Origin of the sequence: Mesorhizobium sp. B2-3-2 (assembly GCF_006442295.1) — a bacterium.
Taxonomy (GTDB): Bacteria; Pseudomonadota; Alphaproteobacteria; order Rhizobiales; family Rhizobiaceae; genus Mesorhizobium.
In genome coordinates, this window is record NZ_VFWA01000004.1 from 246,041 (window position 1) to 266,919 (window position 20,879).

The 20,879-nt window shown below is 63.5% G+C and carries 22 protein-coding genes and 1 pseudogene; 4 read left to right on the plus strand and 19 right to left on the minus strand.

The annotated features are described in order from the left end of the window. Positions 1 to 98 precede the first annotated feature (98 nt). From FJ964_RS12775 to rplS, 4 genes are all read right to left on the minus strand, one after another. Positions 99 to 896, minus strand: coding sequence for a transporter substrate-binding domain-containing protein (locus FJ964_RS12775; protein ID WP_140550710.1), 798 nt, complete (start codon positions 894 to 896; stop codon positions 99 to 101). 177 nt (positions 897 to 1,073) lie between these two features. Next, complete coding sequence (locus tag FJ964_RS12780) at positions 1,074 to 1,583, minus strand: MarR family transcriptional regulator (RefSeq protein WP_140550711.1); 510 nt, start codon at positions 1,581 to 1,583, stop codon at positions 1,074 to 1,076. Further along, positions 1,580 to 1,996 (minus strand): organic hydroperoxide resistance protein, encoded by a 417-nt coding sequence (locus FJ964_RS12785; RefSeq protein WP_181172449.1) that lies wholly within the window; start codon positions 1,994 to 1,996, stop codon positions 1,580 to 1,582. The genes FJ964_RS12780 and FJ964_RS12785 overlap by 4 nt, the downstream gene beginning before the upstream one ends. A 154-nt stretch (positions 1,997 to 2,150) precedes the next feature. After that, entirely contained in the window at positions 2,151 to 2,690 is a 540-nt protein-coding gene (rplS, locus tag FJ964_RS12790) for a 50S ribosomal protein L19 (RefSeq protein ID WP_140492749.1), read from the minus strand. 308 nt (positions 2,691 to 2,998) lie between these two features. Here rplS and FJ964_RS12795 point away from each other — a divergent pair, with 308 nt between their 5' ends. Next, a complete protein-coding gene (locus tag FJ964_RS12795) occupies positions 2,999 to 3,751 on the plus strand; it encodes a sulfite exporter TauE/SafE family protein (RefSeq protein WP_140550713.1) in 753 nt (250 codons plus the stop codon). A gap of 16 nt (positions 3,752 to 3,767) precedes the next feature. Here the strand turns inward: FJ964_RS12795 and FJ964_RS31340 are convergent, their stop codons facing one another. The 3 genes and pseudogenes from FJ964_RS31340 to rimM all read right to left on the minus strand — a co-directional run bounded on the left by FJ964_RS31340 (position 3,768) and on the right by rimM (position 5,239). Then, complete coding sequence (locus FJ964_RS31340) at positions 3,768 to 3,971, minus strand: KTSC domain-containing protein (RefSeq protein WP_224713221.1); 204 nt, start codon at positions 3,969 to 3,971, stop codon at positions 3,768 to 3,770. Beyond that, a pseudogene (gene trmD, locus FJ964_RS12800) lies at positions 3,966 to 4,640 on the minus strand (tRNA (guanosine(37)-N1)-methyltransferase TrmD); the annotation flags it as partial. The pseudogene trmD and the gene FJ964_RS31340, both read right to left, overlap by 6 nt. Next, positions 4,637 to 5,239, minus strand: a complete 603-nt coding sequence (gene rimM / locus FJ964_RS12805; RefSeq protein ID WP_140550715.1) for a ribosome maturation factor RimM — start codon at positions 5,237 to 5,239, stop codon at positions 4,637 to 4,639. The gene rimM and the pseudogene trmD, both read right to left, overlap by 4 nt. Positions 5,240 to 5,552: 313 nt before the next feature. On the opposite strand from rimM, the gene FJ964_RS12810 reads away from it, so the two are divergent. Together FJ964_RS12810 and FJ964_RS12815 are read left to right on the plus strand one after the other, a co-directional pair. Then, positions 5,553 to 6,491 (plus strand): tyrosine recombinase XerC, encoded by a 939-nt coding sequence (locus FJ964_RS12810; protein WP_140550716.1) that lies wholly within the window; start codon positions 5,553 to 5,555, stop codon positions 6,489 to 6,491. A gap of 178 nt (positions 6,492 to 6,669) precedes the next feature. Beyond that, positions 6,670 to 7,737 (plus strand): TraB/GumN family protein, encoded by a 1,068-nt coding sequence (locus FJ964_RS12815; RefSeq protein WP_140550717.1) that lies wholly within the window; start codon positions 6,670 to 6,672, stop codon positions 7,735 to 7,737. A gap of 530 nt (positions 7,738 to 8,267) precedes the next feature. Here the strand turns inward: FJ964_RS12815 and lpdA are convergent. From lpdA to mdh, 12 genes are all read right to left on the minus strand, one after another. Beyond that, on the minus strand, positions 8,268 to 9,671 hold the full coding sequence (lpdA, locus tag FJ964_RS12825; protein WP_140550718.1) for a dihydrolipoyl dehydrogenase: 1,404 nt from the start codon (positions 9,669 to 9,671) through the stop codon (positions 8,268 to 8,270). A 26-nt stretch (positions 9,672 to 9,697) separates the two neighbouring features. Next, positions 9,698 to 10,453 (minus strand): SDR family oxidoreductase, encoded by a 756-nt coding sequence (locus tag FJ964_RS12830; protein ID WP_140550719.1) that lies wholly within the window; start codon positions 10,451 to 10,453, stop codon positions 9,698 to 9,700. Next, on the minus strand, positions 10,450 to 10,908 hold the full coding sequence (locus tag FJ964_RS12835) for a hypothetical protein (RefSeq protein WP_181172461.1): 459 nt from the start codon (positions 10,906 to 10,908) through the stop codon (positions 10,450 to 10,452). Before FJ964_RS12835 ends, FJ964_RS12830 begins: the two co-directional genes overlap by 4 nt. An 86-nt stretch (positions 10,909 to 10,994) precedes the next feature. Then, positions 10,995 to 12,281 (minus strand): 2-oxoglutarate dehydrogenase complex dihydrolipoyllysine-residue succinyltransferase, encoded by a 1,287-nt coding sequence (gene odhB / locus FJ964_RS12840; protein ID WP_140550721.1) that lies wholly within the window; start codon positions 12,279 to 12,281, stop codon positions 10,995 to 10,997. A 46-nt stretch (positions 12,282 to 12,327) separates the two neighbouring features. Beyond that, the gene (locus FJ964_RS12845; RefSeq protein WP_140550722.1) at positions 12,328 to 15,312 is read right to left on the minus strand and encodes a 2-oxoglutarate dehydrogenase E1 component; all 2,985 of its coding nucleotides are present in this window, start codon (positions 15,310 to 15,312) and stop codon (positions 12,328 to 12,330) included. Positions 15,313 to 15,450: 138 nt separating this feature from the next. Beyond that, positions 15,451 to 16,353 (minus strand): succinate--CoA ligase subunit alpha, encoded by a 903-nt coding sequence (sucD, locus tag FJ964_RS12850; protein WP_140550723.1) that lies wholly within the window; start codon positions 16,351 to 16,353, stop codon positions 15,451 to 15,453. A gap of 26 nt (positions 16,354 to 16,379) precedes the next feature. Continuing rightward, a complete protein-coding gene (locus FJ964_RS12855) occupies positions 16,380 to 16,727 on the minus strand; it encodes a PIN domain-containing protein (RefSeq protein WP_140550724.1) in 348 nt (115 codons plus the stop codon). Then, positions 16,724 to 17,029, minus strand: coding sequence for a hypothetical protein (locus FJ964_RS12860; protein WP_140550725.1), 306 nt, complete (start codon positions 17,027 to 17,029; stop codon positions 16,724 to 16,726). Before FJ964_RS12860 ends, FJ964_RS12855 begins: the two co-directional genes overlap by 4 nt. A gap of 84 nt (positions 17,030 to 17,113) precedes the next feature. After that, the gene (locus FJ964_RS12865) at positions 17,114 to 17,611 is read right to left on the minus strand and encodes a DUF1579 family protein (protein WP_140550726.1); all 498 of its coding nucleotides are present in this window, start codon (positions 17,609 to 17,611) and stop codon (positions 17,114 to 17,116) included. Between the two features lie 3 nt (positions 17,612 to 17,614). After that, positions 17,615 to 17,986: a cupin domain-containing protein gene (locus FJ964_RS12870; protein WP_140550727.1), complete on the minus strand. Its 372-nt coding sequence runs from the start codon at positions 17,984 to 17,986 to the stop codon at positions 17,615 to 17,617. Positions 17,987 to 17,990: 4 nt separating this feature from the next. Beyond that, the gene (sucC, locus tag FJ964_RS12875; RefSeq protein ID WP_140550728.1) at positions 17,991 to 19,184 is read right to left on the minus strand and encodes an ADP-forming succinate--CoA ligase subunit beta; all 1,194 of its coding nucleotides are present in this window, start codon (positions 19,182 to 19,184) and stop codon (positions 17,991 to 17,993) included. 30 nt (positions 19,185 to 19,214) lie between these two features. After that, positions 19,215 to 20,183 carry a malate dehydrogenase gene (gene mdh, locus FJ964_RS12880; protein WP_140492808.1) on the minus strand — a complete coding sequence of 323 codons (969 nt, stop codon included), beginning with the start codon at positions 20,181 to 20,183 and terminating at the stop codon, positions 19,215 to 19,217. A gap of 235 nt (positions 20,184 to 20,418) precedes the next feature. Between mdh and FJ964_RS12885 the strand changes: the two genes are divergently transcribed. Next, the gene (locus FJ964_RS12885; protein ID WP_140550729.1) at positions 20,419 to 20,847 is read left to right on the plus strand and encodes a GNAT family N-acetyltransferase; all 429 of its coding nucleotides are present in this window, start codon (positions 20,419 to 20,421) and stop codon (positions 20,845 to 20,847) included. Positions 20,848 to 20,879: the final 32 nt, after the last annotated feature.

The window sequence follows — 20,879 nt, forward strand, 5'->3', positions numbered from 1 at the left end:
AAGATACCAAGGGTGCGTTCTGTCACACCCCCCTCTGGGCGCAGAGTCAGCGCAAGTTCCCGCGCATGACCATCACGCAATGCGCGTAACAACGAGGCTCACTGCCCCATCTTGTAATCAAGGAACCATTTTTTGTTCAGCGCGTCGAAGGTGCCGTCGGCCTTGAGCGCGGCGATCGCGGCGTTGACAGGCTTCACCAGGTCGGAGCCCTTGGGGAAGATGAAGCCGAAATCCTCGGTGCCGAGCGGGCCGCCGATCAGCTTCAGCTTGCCCTCGGAAGCATCGACATAGCCCTTGCCCGCGGTGCCGTCCGTCAGCACCACATCGACGTCGCCAGTCTTCAGCGCCTGCACGGTGGCACCGAACGTCTCGAACAGCTTTATGCGCGGGTTCTGCTCATTGCCGTCCAGCACGCTGTAGACGGCGGTGTAGAAGGGCGTCGTGCCGGCCTGCGCGCCGATCAGCCCGTCCTTGAAGGCGCCGAAGGTCTTGGCGTCGGTGAAGCGGCTCTCGTCGCCGCGCACCAGCATGAACTGTTCCGAGCGCATATAGGGGTCGGAGAAATCCACCTTCTGCTTGCGGTCGTCCTTGATGGTGATGCCGGTCATGCCGATGTTGTACTGGTTGTCGGAAACCGCCTGGATCATCGCGTCCCAGGAGGTGTTTTGGTACTCGACGGTGAAATTCAGCCGCTTGGCGATCTCGTTCATCGCGTCATATTCCCAGCCGATCTGTTTTCCGGTCTTGGCATCGATGAACTGCAGCGGCGGATAGGCGTTTTCCGTCACCACCACCACCTTCTTGCCGCCAAGATCGGGCAGCGCCTGGGCGAAGGCGGCAACGGGCGCGAGCATGAGGGCGAGCAGGCCGGCCAGCAGCAGTTTCGATTTGGTCATGACACACTCCCCGGAAGTGAAAGCGCCCGGACATGGCCGGGCCTGCAAAGGAAATCCGGCGCCGACTTTAGCTCTCCGCAAGCGCCATGCAAGACGCTCCGCTACGCCACGGCTGGCGAAAAACGCAAATAGATACTTTCGGCCGGGATTTTGGGGAACGATCCTTGCCGTGGCCGATCAGCCGCGCTGCGGCGCTCCGGCATCGGCCTCGCGCAGCCCGGCGACAAAGCGGGTCAGCGTGCCATGTAGCGACTTCAGCTCGGCTGGGTCGAGAGGCAGGCTGCAGAGCATGGCGGCGGGGATGTCCCTGGCGCGCTCGCGCAGGGCCTGGCCCTTGGCGGTCGGCTCGACCAGCACGCGGCGCTCGTCGGCAGGATCGCGCCGGCGCGTAACCAGGCCGCCGGCCTCGAGCCGCTTGAGCAGCGGCGTCAGCGTCGCCGAATCGAGGCCCAGCGCCTCGCCGAGCTCGCCCACCGTGCTCGGCGCGCGCTCCCACAGCGCCAGCATGGCCAGATATTGCGGATAGGTAAGGCCAAGCGGATCGAGCAACGGCCGGTAGAGCTTCGTCATCAATCCGCTTGCCGAATAGAGCGCGAAGCAGAGTTGATCGCGGAGCCTTGGAACCGCGCTGGTCCCGGCGTCATCCGCCGGGACCAGGTCTGAACTGTCTTTGGTTTTCGCCGTCATGTCGCCTTTGCCGAAATCGCCACCTCGATATTGCCCCTGGTTGCGTTGGAGTAGGGGCAGATCTGGTGCGCCGCCGATACAAGCGCTTCTGCGGCCGCCTGATCAAGGCCTTTCGTCTCGGCCGCCAGGGAAACGCCGAGCTTGAAACCCTCGCCATTGGGAAGAAGGTCGACGGTCGCGGTTACCGCGGCGTCGGCAAGCGGAAGCTTCTGTTTGCGCGCGACGAAGCGGATGGCGCTTTCGAAGCAGGCGGCGTAGCCGATGGCGAAAAGCTGCTCGGGATTGGTGGCGCCGCCCGGCCCGCCGAGCTCCTTGGGCATCGCCAGATCGACCTTGAGCAGACCGTCGCTGGTCTCGCCATGACCGGCGCGGCCGCCGGTGACGCGAGCCTGTGTGGTATAAAGTGCCATCATACATCTCCAATTATATTGTACACGATTAGTTAGTGTACAAATTGCTGTTTCGTCAACACCCCGGATCCTGATCATGCGGAGGAAAAGCGATCACAGTCTGGTGAAACGAAAAAAGGCGGCCGAAGCCGCCTTTTCAAAATCCTTCGTCGAAACCTTACTCGGCGGCTGCGGCTTCCGCAGCCTTGGCGGCCTCGTCGGCGGCCTTCTTCTCGGCGGCTTCCTTGGCGGCCGTCTCGGCGGCCAGCGCCTGCGCGGCGGCCACCTTCTCGGCCTCGATGCGCGCCTTCTCGGCGTTCAGCGCATCGCGCTCCTCATCGTTCAGCTTGCGGGCGCGCACGCCGGTGTTCTCCGAAATACGGGCCGACTTGCCGCGACGGTCGCGCAGGTAATAGAGCTTGGCGCGGCGCACCTTGCCGCGGCGCACGATCTCGACGCCTTCGACCATCGGCGAAAACACCGGGAAAACGCGCTCCACGCCTTCGCCATAGGAGATCTTGCGGACGGTGAAATTTTCCTGGAAGCCGGAACCGGCGCGGGCGATGACGACGCCTTCATAGGCCTGGACGCGGGTGCGGGTGCCTTCGGTCACGCGGACCTGGACACGCACGGTGTCGCCGGGCTGGAATTCGGGGAGCTTGCGCTTGGCTTCGATCTTGGCGGCCTGTTCGGCCTCGAGCTGACGGATGAGATCCATCTCAATAATCCACTTCTTGTTCTTCCGACAGTCAGAGCGCCCGACGCTCGCCTTGCAGTTCCACTGACCGCTCGGCTATGCCCTTTGTTCGAGAACATCGGGCAGGGGCGACTACACCGCCATTGTTGACGGGGTCCGGCAGATTTTCTCCCGGTTCGGGCGGCACATACAGCTATTTCGACGCTTTGTCACGTCTTGGCCGCGTCTTTTTTGCGCGCGTGCCATCATCGTATCTGCCCACTGCCGGGTTGCAAGCGCCTTTCAAGCTGCCTAAGGCGGGGCAAGCATAGTTCTCCGGCGGCCTCCTCATGTCCATTTTCGATGCGGTCCTGCTGTTCATGGCGGGTTTTCTTTCCGGCGCCGCCAATGCGGTCGCGGGTGGCGGCACCTTCATTACCTTCGGTGCCATGACCCTGGTCGGCCTGCCGCCGATCGTCGCCAACGCCACCTCTTCGGTGACGCAATTTCCCGGCTACATCACCTCGACGCTGGCCTACCGGGACGATATCAGGCATTTCTGGCGCGGCGCCCTGCTGCTGTGCCTGATATCGGCGCTTGGCGCACTGGCCGGCGCGCTCATCCTGCTGGCGCTGGATAATCCGTCATTTCGCATCCTGGTGCCGTGGCTGCTGCTGGCCGCGACGGCGCTGTTCGCCGCCGGGCCATGGCTGAAGCCGGCACCCAAGCCGGGGCATGAGGCTTCGGTGGGCTCGCTGGCCGGCTCGCTGGCGCAGTTCGTCACGGCCATCTATGGCGGCTTCTTCGGCGCCGGAATGGGCGTGATGATGCTGGCGACGCTCGGCCTGACCCAGGCCGGCGACTATCACCGCCTCAACGCCCTGAAGAACATGCTGGCCATGGTCATAGCCGCGGTCGCCATCATCGTCTTCGTGTCGGGCGGCGTCGTCGCCTGGCCGCAGGCGATCATCATGATCCCCGGCGGCGCGCTGGGCGGCTATGCCGGCGTGTGGATCGCCAAGCGCGTGCCGCAGAATGTGGTGCGCGGCTTCGTCGTCGCGGTCGGGCTGTTTCTCGCCTTCTACTATTTCGGCAAAGCATAACAGCCGAGATGGGTGCTTAGTTCTCACCCTCCTGCTCGACGAGCCGGAACTTGTAGCGGTCGCGCACGAACTCGATGAAGAATCGACCCTTAGAGAAGGCAGCATTGAACTTTGCATAGGTCTCTGGGTCGACTCCCTCGTAGTCATATCGGGCGCCGCTTGGCGCGAACCGTACCGAAAGAATCTTCGTCGATGGGTCGTAACCAATGACGGTCAGCAAGTCCGGCCGCCGTTCACCGGTCAGGCTCTCCGCCTCGGCGCGCCGCCATTGCAAGATCTTTTTGTGATTTCCGGAAACCAGCACTTCGGGGATCTCTCGACCCTCGAATTCCTGCGGCCGCGTGTAATGCGGGTGTTCGAGCAGGCTGTTTTCAAAGCTTTCTTCTTCGCCCGACACCGCATTGCCCATCACTCCGGGCAGCAGCCGCACCACCGCGTCGAGCAGCACAAGCGCCGCCGGCTCGCCGCCGGACAGAATGAAGTCTCCGACCGAGACTTCCTCCAATTTCCGCGCGTCGATCACCCGCTGGTCGACGCCTTCGAAGCGGCCGCACAGGATGACGGCGCCTAGCCCGGCGGCGAGCTCCCGCACACGCGCCTGGGTCAGAGGTTCGCCTCGCGGGCTCATCAGAAGGCGGGGACGCTCGTCACCCGGCGGTGAAGCATGGTCGATCGCCCTGGCCAAGACATCGGCGCGCATCACCATGCCGGCGCCGCCGCCGGCCGGCGTGTCGTCGACGGTGCGGTGCTTGTCGGTGGCAAAGTCGCGGATCTGGATCGCCTCCAGCGACCATGTGCCGGCCTCCAGCGCCCGCCCGGCCAGCGACAAGCCGAGCGCGCCCGGAAACATCTCGGGATAGAGCGTCAGCACGGAGGCTTTGAATGTCACCGGTTGCCTCCGGCGTCCCTCGGTCCGCGCGGCCGGCCCTTCGGATCGAAGTCCTGTTCGCGCCCGCGAGCCTGGCCATCCTCTTCGTCGACCAGCCCGGCCGCCGCCGGATCGATGCGCACAAAGCCCTCGGCGATCGACACGCCAGGCACCGCGGCCTGCGTGAACGGGATCAGCACGCCCTTGCGGCCGGAGAGCGTCACATCGAGGATGTCGCCGCCGCCGAAATTGTGCACGGCGACGACCTTGCCAAGGACGGCTCCCGTATCGTCCCGAACCTCCAGACCGATCAGGTCGGCATGATAGAATTCGTCCTCCTCGCCGTCATCGGGCAGCATAGAGCGATCGACGAACAGCTCCGTGCCGGCCAGCGCCTCGGCCGCGTTGCGGTCACCGACACCCTTGAAGCGCACCACAACCACGGTGTTGGCGGGCCTTATGTCGATGATCTGGAAGGCGCGGCCGTCCTTGGCATAAAGCGGCCCGTAATCGGCGAGCGCCAGCGGATCGCCGGTGAAGGTCTTGACGCGCAATTCGCCCTTGATGCCGTGGGCGGCGCCGATCACGGCCATCTGGACGGGGTTCTGGGGCTTGCTCATGGCGCGCTTTTACCTTCGTCATCCACGGTCGGAGCAGGCGCGAAGCGACTGCGCAGACCCGAGGATCCATTCCGTTACTTGATCAAAACCCACGGCAGTTCAGAAAGGCTCACGGGTCTCGTCCCTGCAACTCTCTATTGGCGGACATCCGGCGGTCTCCGCAGCAAAGAGGCACCGGGCTTTCAGCCAATCACCAAGGTTTTGACTTGCCGCCAATCGACTCCTAGCCCCACCGGGTTGTCATTTCAATGACGGCCTCTTCACCGCTTCCTAACCCGGCTGCCGGAAGATGACGGCGAACCGGAACGACGCCATGCAGGAATTCCTTATCCCGGCAAAGCCCGACCTCCAGGCGGTGCGCGAAAGCTGGCTCAAGATGCTGGCGCGAGAACGTCGGCTGTCGCCCGAGACGGTGGAAGCCTATGAGCGCGACACCAGGCAGTTCCTGCATTTCCTGACGGGGCATAATGGCGGACCGCCCGGCATTGCCGACATCGCCGATCTGCGCCCGGCCGACCTGCGCGGTTTTCTCGCCGCCCGTCGCAATGAAGGCGCAGGCGCCCGCACGCTCGGCCGGGGGCTGGCCGGAATTCGCTCACTCTTGCGCTTTCTGGAACGGCGTGGTCTCGCCAACGCGGCCGGCGCGGCGGCCCTGCGTGCGCCTCGCCAACCCAAGTCGCTGCCGAAACCGCTGACGGCCAGTGATGCAAAACATGTCGTTTCCGTCGAAGGTCAATTGGCGGACGAACCCTGGATCGCCGCCCGCAACGCCGCCGTGCTGACGCTGCTCTACGGCTCGGGCCTGCGCATTTCCGAGGCGCTCGGCCTTGCCGGCGCCGACCTGGCGTCGGAGGCTGACACGGTGCTGCGCGTCACCGGCAAGGGTGGCAAGACGCGGTTGGTGCCGGTCCTGCCGGTGGCGCTCAAGGCGGTTGCCGAATATCGGCGGCTGTGCCCCTACCATCTCGACCCCAAGGGCCTGTTGTTTCGCGGCGCGCGCGGCGGCCCGCTCAACCCGGCCATCGTCCAGCGCGAGATGGCCAAGCTGCGCTCGGCGCTCAACCTGCCGGACACGGCAACGCCGCACGCCTTGCGCCATTCCTTTGCCACGCATCTGCTCGGCCGCGGCGGCGACCTGCGCACCATCCAGGAACTACTCGGCCATGCCAGCCTGTCGACCACGCAGATCTACACCGGCGTCGACACGGCGAGGCTGTTGGAGATCTATGAATCGGCTCATCCGAGGGCGTGAAGTGTTGGGGTTGTGCGAGGCTTCCGGACTTCGTCTGGATGACGACGGATAGGCGGCTCAACTAATCATCAAGCCATTCGATCCAGTAACCCGAGCGATCGTCAAAACTGATGGAACCGGAGACAATTTCATTCTCCCGGTTAACCGTTTTGCCGTTTTTCCAGCTTAGGAAAGCATCATGAAACGGGTCATCGTCATCGCCGACCGCGCTGCGCTCTTCTCGCTGAAGCTGCTCTTGGCGCTCCATGTGCTGTTTTTCCTGTCTCTGCTCGCCGTCCTGTTGTTCGCGGCCGGCAAGGCGCATGCCGAAATCCCGTCCTGCACGGGTACCGACATGCTGTCGGCGTTGCAGAAGAGCGACCCGTCCACCTATCGCAAGATCGAGGCGGAAGCCGCCGCAACGCCGAATGGCAAGGGCCTGCTGTGGAAGCTGGAGAAGCCGGGCGAACAGCCCTCCTTCCTGTTCGGCACCATGCACATGACCGATCCGCGCGTCACCGCGCTGCCGCCGGCGGCGCAGAGGGCCTATGACGGCGCCGGCACCGTCGTGATCGAGACCACCGAAGTGCTCGACCAGCAGAAGATGATGGCGGCCCTGCTCAAGGAGCCGGAGCTGATGATGTTCACCGACAGCACGACGCTGTCGTCGCTGCTGTCGCCCGACGATGCTGCGGTTGTCGACAAGGCGCTCGATGAACGCGGCATCCCGCCGGCAACCGTCGCCAAGATGAAGCCGTGGATGCTGTCGGCCATGGTGGCGCTTCCAGCCTGCGAGCTCGCCCGAAAGGCCGGCGGCGCGCCGGTGCTCGACGTCAAGCTCGCCGAGGACGCCAAGGCCTCCGGCAAATCCGTCGAAGGGCTGGAAACCGTCGCCGATCAGCTGCGCGCCATGGCCTCGCTGCCGATTGCGTTCCACATGAAGGGACTGGTCGACACGCTGAAGCTCGGCGACAGGATGAACGACGTCAACGAAACCATGATCGTGCTCTACCAGCGCGGCGAGACCGGCATGTTCTGGCCGCTGTTTCGCACCGTGCTGCCCGGCGAAACCGGCGACGCGACGGGCTATGCGGCATTCGAGCAGACCATGATCACCAGCCGCAACAAGGCGATGGTCGATCATGCCGGACCATTCCTCGCCAAAGGCAACGCCTTCATCGCCGTCGGCGCACTGCATCTGCCCGGTCCCGAGGGCCTGGTCGAGGATTTCCGCAAAGCCGGCTATACTGTCACCGCTGTCGATTGAGTCGCGTGGGCAGTGGAGGAACCAGGCGCCGCGTTTTCGGCGCTTTCCTTCCCTAGCGTGAAACCCCTTCAACGGTTGCGCGTTGATGGCTGTTGATTGATCATTTTCATCCACGGAGGACACTTTTATGGCGAATCCATCAAATGACACGCCCAGGCCAGGTGGCGGTGGCAGCCCTTGGCTGATTGCATTGGTCGTCGTTATTCTGGCTGTAGTCGCGTATTATGTTTTCGGAAGAAGTGGTGAGCATCCGGCGACCGAACCGCCGGCCGCGAGCACACCGGCCCCGGCTCCCGCGCCCGCGGAACCGATGAAGCCCGCCGAACCGGCTCCCGCGCCTGCCCCGGCACCCGCGCCGGCTCCTGCACCGGCGACACCGGCTCCCGCGCCGGCCCCAGCTCCCGCGCCCGCACCGGCCCAGTAATCCGGGCCACGGCTTTCAACGAAAGAACGGCCCGCCTTCCGGTGGGCCGTTCTGCTTTGGGGTAGTTCCTGACGAAAAGCCGTTTCACGGCTTTCCGGGGATAACTCTAAATATGGATCGGCTTGAAGAACGTCGCCAATGCCGCTTCCTTCACTGCTTCCGACATGGTCGGATGGGCATGGCAGGTGCGGGCGAGATCTTCCGACGAGCCGCCGAATTCCATCAGCACCGCCGCCTCGTGGATCATCTCGCCGGCGCCGAAGCCAACGATGTGAACTCCGAGCACGCGGTCGCTGGCCTTGTCGGCCAGAATCTTGACGAAGCCGTCAGTGTGCAGCATGGCGCGCGCCCGGCCATTGGCGGTGAACGGGAACTTTCCGACCTTGTAGTCGATGCCGGCCTTCTTCAATTCCTCCTCGGTCTGGCCGACCGAAGCGATCTCCGGGCTGGTGTAGACAACGCTCGGAATGACGTCGTAGTTCACATGGCCGGCCTGGCCGGCAATCGTCTCGGCCACCGCCACGCCCTCATCCTCGGCCTTGTGCGCCAGCATCGGCCCGGCGATGACATCGCCGATGGCATAAATGCCTGATACGTTGGTCCTGAGGTGCGCGTCCGTCTTGACCCGCCCGCGCTCATCGACCTCGATGCCCGCTTCCTTCAGGCCGAGGCTGTCGGCGAAAGCGCGGCGGCCGGTGGCGATCAGCACCATGTCGGCCTCGATCGTCTCGGCCGCGCCGCCTTTCACAGGCTCGAAAGTGACGCTGGCGCCCTTCTTGGTCTTGGCTACGCCGGTGACCTTGGCGCCGAGCTTGAATTCGAAGCCCTGCTTGGAGAGCAGCCGCTGGAATTGCTTGGAGACCTCGCCGTCCATACCGCCGAGGATGGTGTCGAGGAATTCGACCACGGTGACCTTGGCGCCGAGCCGCGCCCAGACCGAGCCGAGCTCGAGCCCGATGACGCCGCCGCCGACCACGACCAGATGGCCGGGCACCTTGTCCAGCGACAGCGCGCCGGTCGAGGACACGATGACTTTCTCGTCGAAGTCGACCTTGACGCCTGGAATACCGGCGACGTCCGAGCCGGTGGCGATGACGATGTTCTTCGTCTCGATTTCCTCGACCTTGCCGTCCTCGCTCGTCACCGACACCTTGCCCGCAGCGACCACCGTGCCGACGCCGCGAAAGCTGTCGATCTTGTTCTTCTTGAACAGGAACGCGACGCCGTTGACGTTCGCCGTCACCGTCGCTTCCTTGTGCGCCATCATCTTCTTCAAATTGAGCTTCGGCGTCACTTCGACACCCAGCGTATCGAAGGAATGGCCGGCCTCGGCGAACATCTCGGAGGCATGCAGCAACGCCTTGGACGGGATGCAGCCGATGTTGAGGCAGGTGCCGCCGAAGGTCGGGTTCTTCTCGACCACCGCGACCTTCAGCCCGAGCTGCGCCGCCTTGATGGCGCAGACATAGCCGCCCGGTCCCGAGCCGATGATTACGACGTCATAAGCCATGTTTGTTTCCCTTTTTCTTGGGGCGCTCAGCGGCCGCCGCTGACATTCAGGATCGCGCCGGTCGTGTAGGACGCGGCATCGGACAACAGGTAGAGAACCGCGCCCGCGACTTCATCCGCGGTGCCGGCTCTTTTCATCGGCAGAAGATCGCGGAACCGTTCTATCCGGTCCGGCTGTCCACCCGAGGCATGGATTTCGGTATCGATGATACCCGGCCGCACCGCATTGACGCGGATGCCTTCCAGCGCCACCTCGCGGGCGAGCCCGATGGTGAAGGTGTCGATCGCGCCCTTTGAGGCGGCATAGTCGACATATTCGCCCGGCGAGCCCAAAGTCGCCGCCGCAGATGAGATGTTGACGATGGCACCGCCCGAACCGCCGTGACGGCTCGACATCCGCTTCACCGCTTCGCGGGCGCAGAGGAACGACCCCACGACATTGATGCGCATCATGCGCTCCAGCCGTGAAACATCCATCTCATCGATGCGCGCCTTGACGTCGACGATGCCGGCGTTGTTGACGAGAGCGTCGAGCCGGCCATAGGTGCGGTCGACGGCTCCAAACATGGCAACGATATCGGATTCGACGCCGACATCGCCCCTGAGCGCAAGGGCCTCGCCGCCCACAGCCTTGATTTCGCCGACCAGCGCCTCGGCGGCTGTCTGGTTGGAGGCGTAGTTGACCGCCACGCGATAGCCAGCCTTCGATCCGAGCCTACAAATGGCGGCGCCGATGCCGCGGCTGCCGCCGGTGACAAGCAGCACCCTTTGCGCTTCACTCATTCCTGGCATCCCTTCAAGGCAAACACATCCGACGGCACTTTCGAAAACCCGGCGCCGCCATAGGCGGTGGATTGATGCAACACCGGACCGAGATCGGGCAGGATCAGCGTCTTCGGTGCTTCGACGCCTTCGGCCGGCAAAAGGCCGATGCCGCCCTTCTCATCCGACGTATAGATGACGCCGTTCCATAAGGTGCAGGCGGCAAGCTCGGTGCCGGTCACGTCGCCTGCCGGGCATTTGTACATCAGCGCCCCGTTCGGCCGCGAAACACCTTCATTCCATTGGACGATGCCGTTCAGCACCACATTGTTGTCGAGGATCAAGCGGAGCGTGTTGGTGACGGTCGCCGACGTGCCGGTCGGAGCAAAATTGATCTCACTGCCGCTCTGGGCATCGCCGTAGACGGCGAGTTCGATCGGGCATGCGGCATTAGCGTGGACGGCGGCGAATGCCATACCGGCCGCCAGCGCTATCGGTCCGGCGGGCCCAGGGACCAGGGCCATTATTGGCTACTCCGTCCGTGAGCCGCCATCCGACCGCCTCAGAGATCAAGCACCAACCGTTCCGGATCCTCCAGGCTTTCCTTGACACGAACCAGGAAGGTGACCGCTTCCTTGCCGTCGACGATGCGGTGATCGTAGCTCAGCGCCAGATACATCATCGGCCGGATCACGATCTGGCCGCCGACCACGACGGGCCGGTCCTGGATCTTGTGCATGCCCAGAATGCCCGACTGCGGCGCGTTGAGGATCGGCGTCGACATTAGCGACCCGTAGACGCCGCCGTTGGAAATCGTGAAGGTGCCGCCCTGCATGTCCGCAACCGACAGCTTGCCGTCGCGCGCGGCGATGCCGAGCCGGCCGATCTCCTTCTCGATCTCGGCGATAGACATCTGGTCGGCGTCGCGCACGACAGGCACGACCAGGCCCTTTTCAGTGCCGACGGCGACGCCGATATGGGCGTAGTTCTTGAAGATGATGTCGGTGGCGTCGATCTCGGCGTTGACCGAGGGGATTTCCTTCAGCGCGTGCGTGACGGCCTTGGTGAAGAAACCCATGAAGCCGAGCTTTACGCCGTGCTTCTTCTCGAACACGTCCTTGTACCTGGTCCGGAGCGCCATCACCGCGCTCATGTCGACCTCGTTGAAGGTCGTGAGCATGGCGGCGGTCGACTGCGCTTCCTTCAGCCGGCGGGCGATGGTCTGGCGCAGCTTGGTCATGCGCACGCGCTCCTCGCGCGCGGCATCGTCACCCGACGAGGGTGCGCGGGCGACCGCTGGCGCGGCGGGTGCGGGTGCCGCCTTTGGCGTCTCGGCCGGCTGCGACGGCGCGCCCTTGGAGATGGCATCGAGCACGTCGCCCTTCAGCACCTGGCCGCGCTTGCCCGAACCGGAAAGCTGGTCGACCGACAGATTGTTCTCGGCGATCAGTTTCGCCGCCGCCGGCGCGGGCGGCATGGCGCGCGGCTCGACCGGACCGGCGTCACCGGCGACCTTGGCGGTCTCGGCGGCGGCCTGCTTGGTGGTCTGCGCCGCGTCGGGGCTGGATGCCTGCGCCACGGCTTGCGGCTTGGTCACTGGTGCGGCGGCGCCGCCGGCCGAAATCGAGCCCAGAAGCGCGCCGACCCCGACCGTCTCGCCTTCCTTGGCGGCGATCTCGCCCAAGGTTCCGGCGCCCGGCGAGGGAACTTCGACCGTCACCTTGTCGGTTTCGAGCTCGACCAACGGCTCGTCGGCGGCAATGGCATCGCCCACCTTCTTGAACCATTTGCCGATGGTCGCCTCGGTGACGGATTCGCCGAGAGTGGGAACGCGGATTTCGGTAGCCATTGTGCCTGTCCGTTTCTGTCTGTCTGTTCTATTCGCTCAACTCTGCCTACTCGCCGAGCGCGTCTTCGAGCAAGGCGGCGAGCTGGGCGAGGTGCTTGGACATCAAGCCGGTCGCCGGCGAGGCGGATGCCGGCCGGCCGGTGTAGCGCACCCGCTGGTGCTTGGCGTCGATATGCGCCAGCACCCATTCCAGATACGGGTCGATGAACGACCAGGCGCCCATGTTCTTGGGCTCCTCCTGGCACCACACCATTTCGGCATTGCGGAAGCGCGACAATTCGGTGATCAGCGCCTTGGCCGGGAACGGGTAGAGCTGTTCGACGCGCAGCAGATAGATGTCGTTGATGCCACGCTTCTCTCGCTCTTCATAGAGGTCGTAATAGACCTTGCCCGAGCACAGCACGACACGGCGGATCTTGGAATCCTTGGTCAGCTTGATGGCCTGGTTGGGCAAGAGCTGGGCATCGTCCCACAACAGCCGGTGGAACGAGCTTTCGCCCGACATTTCCGGCAGCGTCGACACCGCCCGCTTGTGGCGCAACAGTGACTTCGGCGTCATCAGGATCAGCGGCTTACGGAAATCTCGCTTCAACTGCCGGCGCAATATGTGGAAGTAGTTGGCCGGCGTCGTGCAGTTGGCCACTTGCATGTTGTCTTCGGCGCAGAGCTGGAGGAAACGCTCAAGCCGGGCGGACGAATGTTCCGGCCCCTGGCCCTCATAGCCATGCGGCAGCAGGCAGACGAGGCCCGACATTCTGAGCCACTTGCGCTCTCCGCTGGATATGAACTGGTCGAACACCACCTGGGCGCCGTTGGCGAAGTCGCCGAACTGCGCTTCCCACAGCGTCAGCGCCTTCGGCTCGGCCAGGCTGTAGCCATATTCGAAGCCGAGCACGGCTTCTTCGGACAGCATCGAGTTGATGACCTCATAGCCGGCCTGCGCCGCCGACAGATTGTTGAGCGGGATGTAGCGCGTCTCGTCGCGCTGGTCGTAGAGCACGGAATGGCGCTGCGAGAAGGTGCCGCGCTCCGAATCCTGCCCCGAGAGGCGGATCGGGTTGCCGTCGAGCAGGATGGCGCCGAAAGCCAGCGCCTCGGCCGTCGACCAGTCGATGCCTTCGCCCGATTCGATGGCCTGGCGGCGGTTTTCGAGGAAGCGGATGATCGTCTTGTGCGCCTCGAAATCCTTCGGCACCTCGGTCAGCTTCTTGCCGATCTCCTTCAGCGTCTTGACCGGCACCGCGGTCTTGCCGCGTCTTGTTTCATCCTGATTGTCGGCTGTGCGCAAGCCCGACCAGGCGCCATCGAGCCAGTCAGCCTTGTTGGGCTTGTAATGCTGGCCGACTTCCCATTCGGATTCCAGATGCTCGCGCCAGTCGGCCTTGAGCTTGTCGAACTCGGCCTGGGTCATGTGGCCTTCGGCGATCAGCCGGTCGGCATAGATCTGCACCGTCGTCTTATGGGTGCGGATGTTGCGATACATGATCGGCTGCGTGAACGCCGGCTCGTCGCCTTCATTGTGGCCGAAGCGGCGATAGCAGAACATGTCGACCACGACAGGCTTGTGGAACTTCATGCGGAATTCGATCGCCACCTTGGCGGCGTGCACCACGGCTTCCGGATCGTCGCCATTGACGTGGAAGATCGGCGCCTCGATCATCTTGGCTACGTCGGACGGATAGGGCGACGAGCGCGAGAAGCGCGGATTGGTGGTGAAGCCGATCTGGTTGTTGATGATGAAATGCAGCGTGCCGGCGACGCGGTGACCGCGCAGGCCCGACAGGCCGAGGATTTCGGCAATGACGCCCTGGCCGGCAAAGGCGGCGTCGCCATGCAGCAAAAGCGGCAGCACCTTGGCCCGCTCCTCCAGCGGCACGATCTCCTCGCGGCCACGGCCGAACAGATAATCCTGTTTGGCGCGCGCCTTGCCCATCACCACCGGGTCGACGATCTCCAGATGCGAGGGATTGGCCGTCAGCGACAGGTGTACCTTGTTGCCGTCGAACTCGCGGTCCGACGAGGCGCCGAGATGGTATTTGACGTCGCCCGAGCCCTCGACCTCGTCGGGCGCGGCCGAGCCGCCCTTGAATTCGTGGAAAATGGCGCGATGCGGCTTGGCCATCACCTGGGAGAGCACGTTGAGGCGGCCGCGATGCGCCATGCCGAGCACGATCTCCTTCAGCCCGAGCTGGCCGCCGCGCTTGACGATCTGTTCCAGCGCAGGGATCAGCGCTTCGCCGCCGTCGAGGCCGAAGCGCTTGGTGCCCTTGAACTTGACGTCGGCGAACTGCTCGAAGCCCTCGGCCTCGATCAGCTTCTGCAGGATCGCCTTCTTGCCGGTCGCGGTGAAGGAGATCTCCTTGTCGGCGCCCTCGATGCGCGCCTGGATCCAGGCCTTCTCTTCCGGATCGGAGATGTGCATGAATTCGACGCCCAGCGTCGAGCAATAGGTGCGGGTCAGGATGTCGAGCATCTGACGGACGGTGCCGAATTCGAGCCCGAGTACATTGTCGAGGAAGATCGGCCGGTCATAATCGGCTTCGGTGAAGCCGTAATTCTCCGGCGACAGCTCATTATAATCCTCGAGCGTGGCGATGCCGAGCGGGTCGAGATTGGCATGCAGATGGCCGCGCATGCGATAGGCGCGGATCATCATGATGGCGCGCACGGAATCGCGCGTCGCCTGATGCACGTCGGCATCGGAGGGGACGGCGCCGTTGACGGCAGCCTTCTCCTTGACCTTCTTTTCGATGTGCTTCTCGACCAGGCCCCAATTGCCGTCGAGCGCCGACACCAGCTCGCCATTGGCCTGCAGCGGCCAGGAGGGCTTGGCCCAGGAGGCGCCCTTGGCGTTCTTGCGGACATCCCCGGCATCGTCCTTCAGGCCGGCGAAGAACTCCTGCCATTCGGGATTGACCGAGGCTGGATCGTCCTCATACGCCGCATAGAGCGCCTCGATATAATCGGCATTGCCGCCATAGAGGAAAGAGGTGAGCGAAAACTGGTCGTTGGCCTGATCTTGTCGTGCCATTTTTGTTCGCGGAGCCTGGCTCCGTCTCCTTTCGAGGGGAATAGCGAGTAGTCAGTAGTGAGTAGGAAAATGAAGGCTTTCCCGTTCAGCTGCTACTCACCCGTTCTTCCCTTTTCACTACTCACTATTAACTACTCACTAGCCCTTAATCGCCTCGACCAGCGTCGTGCCCAGCCGGGCCGGCGATGGCGAAACTTTTATCCCTGCCGATTCCATTGCCGCGATCTTGTCCTCGGCGCCGCCCTTGCCGCCCGAGATGACCGCGCCGGCATGGCCCATGGTGCGGCCGGCCGGCGCCGTGCGCCCGGCAATGAAGCCGGCCATCGGCTTGCTGCGGCCGCGTTTGGCCTCGTCCTTGAGAAACTGCGCGGCGTCTTCCTCGGCCGAGCCGCCGATCTCGCCGATCATGATGATCGACTTGGTCTCGTCGTCGGCGAGGAACATTTCGAGCACGTCGATGAATTCGGTGCCTTTGACCGGATCGCCACCGATCCCGACGGCGGTGGTCTGGCCGAGGCCGACATTGGTGGTCTGGAACACGGCTTCATAGGTAAGCGTTCCCGAGCGCGAAACAACACCGACCGACCCCTTGCGGAAGATGTTCCCGGGCATGATGCCGATCTTGCATTCGTCGGGGGTGAGCACACCGGGACAGTTAGGGCCGATTAGCCGCGACGTCGAACGGTCGAGCCGCGCCTTGACCTTGATCATGTCCATGACAGGTATGCCTTCGGTGATGCAGACGATGAGCGGGATTTCGGCCTCGATGGCCTCGATGATGGCTTCGGCAGCACCCGCCGGCGGCACATAGACGACGGAAGCGTTGGCGCCGGTCTTGGCCTTGCCTTCGGCGACGGTAGCGAAGATCGGCAGGTTCTCGCCCTTGGCGCCGGTCCAGGTCTCGCCGCCCTTCTTGGGATGGATGCCGCCGACCATCTTGGTCCGGTGATAGGCCAGCGCCTGTTCGGTGTGGAAGGTGCCGGTCTTGCCGGTCAGGCCCTGGACGAGCACCTTGGTGTTCTTGTCGACGAGAATGGACATGGTGAGAACGCCTCTGAATTCAGCGATTACAAGAAAGGATTGACGGCTCGCACCGAGCCATAAACCTGGTTGTGGTTGAGATCTTCGGTGTAGAGAATCGGCGCGCCGAGATATTCGGCTGCGGCAAGAAGCGCGGCGTCGTCGTAGTGAATTCCGTAGCGACGTGCGAGGTCCAGCCCCTGCGCGAACATAGCTTTCGTCGACAGGCGCCAGCGGACAAGTGCCGAGGTGGACCAGCCATTGGTCGACCAGATCATCCCTGAGAAGGGATTTGGTCCGCGACACGGCGACGAATTCGGGCAAAGTTTGCCCCGGAACGCCAAAGATGGTCCTCGAGACAAGTTCTGCAGCGATTGGCGCGCGGCGCGGATCACGATTTTTCTCCGAAGCCGCGTAGATCAGGACGTTCGTGTCGAGAAAGCAATCGATCTTCCCGGTCGGCATGGGCGTCCCTTCGATCGCACCTGTAGGAAGTGTCGGCGCTGTCGCTTCGTTTCGCGGCCTCATCCATGAGCCACTTCATTCCCGCCTTGGCCCAGGCGATCCGGTCTTCCTGCTCGACCTCATGTTCAAGCAGCGAATGGATGAGGGCGTTGAGCGTCGTCTTGCGGCGTCCCGCAAGGCCTCGCGCATTCTCGAGCAGAGCTTCGTCCGTGGCCAGGGTGACGTTCTTCATCGTCCCCCTCCACATAAATACACAGGCATTATAGGTGTGTTTATGTGTGACCCTTCAACTGGCTTGCCTGCGATCAGCATCTGCTCAGCCTTCCCTCATCTCGGAAGGCGAGACGCGCCGGTAGACGCCGCTCACCATGTCTTGCCAGGCGTCACTGCCGGCGGGTTTGAAATGCAATCGCATGCGGTAAGCGTCGGGACCGTCGAAAATATATGCCACGCGCGCCGCGCCGCGCGGCGACGAGCGCTCCAGAGTGAGTTCGTCGCCATTCCACGCGCCGGTAGCGGGTGACATCGGCACAAATCCCATCGAGTCGAACTGGTGCATGGTGACGGCGCCGTTCTGTTGGTCGAAGCCGAACACATTGTGGGCGCCGAAAGAGACCGTGCCGTCGCGGCGCTGGCGATAGCGCTGCACCACGAACTGGCCGCCGAACTCCGCTTCCGCTATCACTTCCGAAGTCGCAATACCTTCATCGGTCCATTGCGTCGCCGCCACCTCTTCCACGCCGTGCCACACGCCGACCAGCGCCTGCAGGCGCTGGTGATCGGCCGAGAGCGAGGAGAAGGAGGCCGCGTTCATGGCTCAGAGCCGCTTCAGGTCGGTGACGGTGAGATCGCTCTTGGCGTTGCCGGTGTTGAGCGTCGTTGCCGGTTCGAACATCAGCACCACCGGCTCCAAGGTCAGCGAACGCGGCCGGTGCTCGACGCCGCGCGGCACGACGATGAAATCGCCTTCGCCGAGCTCGACCGGACCGTCGCGGAAATCGATGGCGATGCGGCCGCGCAGCACGAGGAAGGCTTCGTCCTCGTCGACATGGGCATGCCAGTCGAAGGCCGCGCCGAACTTGGCAACCTTCGCCTGGCTGTCATTGACGTCGCCGGCGATATGCGGATCGAAGACCTTGGTGATCTTCTGATCCGCCGCCTCGACGAGATTTATCTTGCGCGGAGGCACTTGATCAGCCCTTCACCGCCGCCACGATCTTCTTGGCGGCGTCATCGAGATCGTCGGCCGACACGACGTTGAGGCCGCTGTCGTTGATGATCTTCTTGCCGAGTTCGGCATTGGTGCCTTCAAGGCGCACGACCAGCGGCACTTTCAGGCCCACTTCCTTGACCGCGGCGATGACACCTTCGGCGATGATGTCGCACTTCATGATGCCGCCGAAGATGTTGATCAGGATGCCCTTGACCGCCGGATCCCTGGTGATGATCTTGAAGGCCGCCGTCACCTTCTCTTTCGACGCGCCGCCGCCGACATCGAGGAAGTTGGCCGGCTCGGCGCCGTAGAGCTTGATGATGTCCATCGTCGCCATGGCGAGGCCGGCGCCATTGACCATGCAACCGATATTGCCGTCGAGCGCGACATAGGCGAGGTCGTATTTCGACGCCTCGATTTCTTTCTCGTCCTCTTCGGTGGTGTCGCGCAGTTCGAGCACATCCGGGTGGCGAAACAGCGCGTTGTTGTCGAACGACACCTTGGCGTCGAGCACGCGCAGGCGGCCGTTCTTCATGACGATCAGGGGATTGACCTCGAGCAGGCTGATGTCCTTCTCGACGAAGGCCTTGTAGAGGATCGGGAACAGCGTGCCGCCGTCCCTGGCAGCGTCGCCGTCGAGCTTCAGCGCGCCATTGAGTTTCTTCATGTCATCCGCGGTTACGCCCTTTTCCGGGTCGATGGCGACGGTGACGATCTTTTCCGGCGTGTCGTGGGCGACCGCCTCGATGTCCATGCCGCCTTCGGTCGAGACGACGAAGGCGATGCGGCCGACCGAGCGATCGACCAGGATCGACAGGTAGAGCTCGCGCTCGATGTCGGCGCCGTCCTCGATATAGAGCCGGTTGACCTGCTTGCCAGCCGGGCCGGTCTGCTTGGTCACCAGCGTGTGGCCGAGCATCTCGTTGGCGTTGGCGACGACGTCGGCGACCGACTTGGCCAGCCGCACGCCGCCCTTGGCGTCGGGGCCGAGCTCCTTGAACTTGCCCTTGCCGCGGCCGCCGGCATGGATCTGGCTCTTCACCACATAGAGCGGGCCGGGCAGCGCCCTGGCGGCGGCTTCAGCCTCGCTCGCCTTGAACACCGGCACGCCTTCGGCCACCGGCGCGCCAAAGCTCTTCAGCAGCGCCTTGCCCTGATATTCATGGATGTTCATCTGGATCGTCTCCGGATCAGCTGCTGGGGTTCACTTCGAGGCGAGTTGCGGCGCGATCTTGACGCAGGCCTCGGTCAGGCCCTGCACCGCCGCCACCGAGCTATCGAACATCTTCTGCTCTGGCTTGGAAAGCTCGATCTCGATGACGCGCTCGACGCCACCGGCGCCGATCACCACGGGAACGCCGACATAGGTGTTCTTCACGCCATACTGGCCGGAAAGATGAGCCGCGCAAGGCAGCACACGCTTCTTGTCCTTGAGATAGGCTTCGGCCATCGAGATCGCCGAGGCGGCCGGCGCATAATAGGCCGAGCCGGTCTTCAACAGGCCGACGATCTCGGCGCCGCCGTCGCGGGTGCGCTGTACGATCTGGTCGAGCTTTTCCTTCGAGGTCCAGCCCATCTTGACGAGATCGGGCAGAGGAATGCCTGCGACCGTCGAATAGCGGATCATCGGCACCATGGAATCGCCATGGCCGCCGAGCACGAAGGCGGTGACGTCCTCGACCGAGACCTTGAACTCCTCGGCCAGGAAATAGCGGAAGCGAGCGCTGTCGAGCACGCCGGCCATGCCCACGACATGGGTGTTGGGCAGGCCGGAGAATTTCTGCAGCGCCCAGACCATCGCATCCAACGGATTGGTGATGCAGATGACGAAGGCCTTCGGCGCATATTTCTTCAGGCCGGCGCCGACCTGTTCCATGACCTTGAGGTTGATGCCGAGCAGATCGTCGCGGCTCATGCCCGGCTTGCGCGGCACGCCGGCGGTGACGATGCAGACGTCGGCTCCCTCGATGCCGGCATAGTCGTTGACGCCGGTCAGCCTGGAATCGAACCCGTCGACCGGCGACGATTGCGCGATATCGAGCCCCTTGCCCTGCGGGATGCCTTCGGCAATATCGAACAGAACCACGTCGCCGAGGTCCTTGAGGCCGATCATGTGAGCGAGCGTGCCGCCGATCATGCCAGAGCCGATAAGCGCTATCTTGTTGCGTGCCATGTCAGGATAGTTTCCCTTTGTTCGTGACGTCGCTCAAATCGCTGACGATCTGATGACGGCGTCGAGGAAGAGACCGGAATGCTGCGGGAATCCCGCGAGATTTCGCCGCACCCAATAGCCCCGGCGCCGCGTAAATTCAAACGATTATTTTGGAGCGAGCGTTTTCAATCGGTTAGACTAACTGGGATTTACGTAAACGTAAAAATTTTGAGCTCGATTGGAGAGAATTTACACGATGAAGATGGAGATCGTAAGACTTGAAGCCGGCGATGACGCCCTTGTGATGCAGGTCGCCGACGATGTGTTCGACGAACCGGTCAGGCCGGATCGATTGGCAGCCTATCTCAGGGAGTCCGGCCATTTCATGGTCGTGGCGCTCGCCGACGGCGTGACCGTCGGTCAATGTGCCGCCGTCATCCACCGTCATCCCGACAAGGTGACGGAGCTCTACATCGACGAGGTCGGCGTATCGCCGGCCTTCCAGCGCCAGGGCATCGCACGAAAGATGCTCGACGCGATGTTTGCGATCGGCAGGGAGAATGGCTGCGAAGAAGCCTGGGTCGGCACCGAGCCGGACAACCGTGCCGCCCGCGCGCTTTACGAGTCGCGCAAGGAACCGCACGGTCCAGCGGAAGATTTCGTGATGTATGTATACGACTTGTAGGGCTCTCATAGCAGGAGCCGTACGGATCAGCC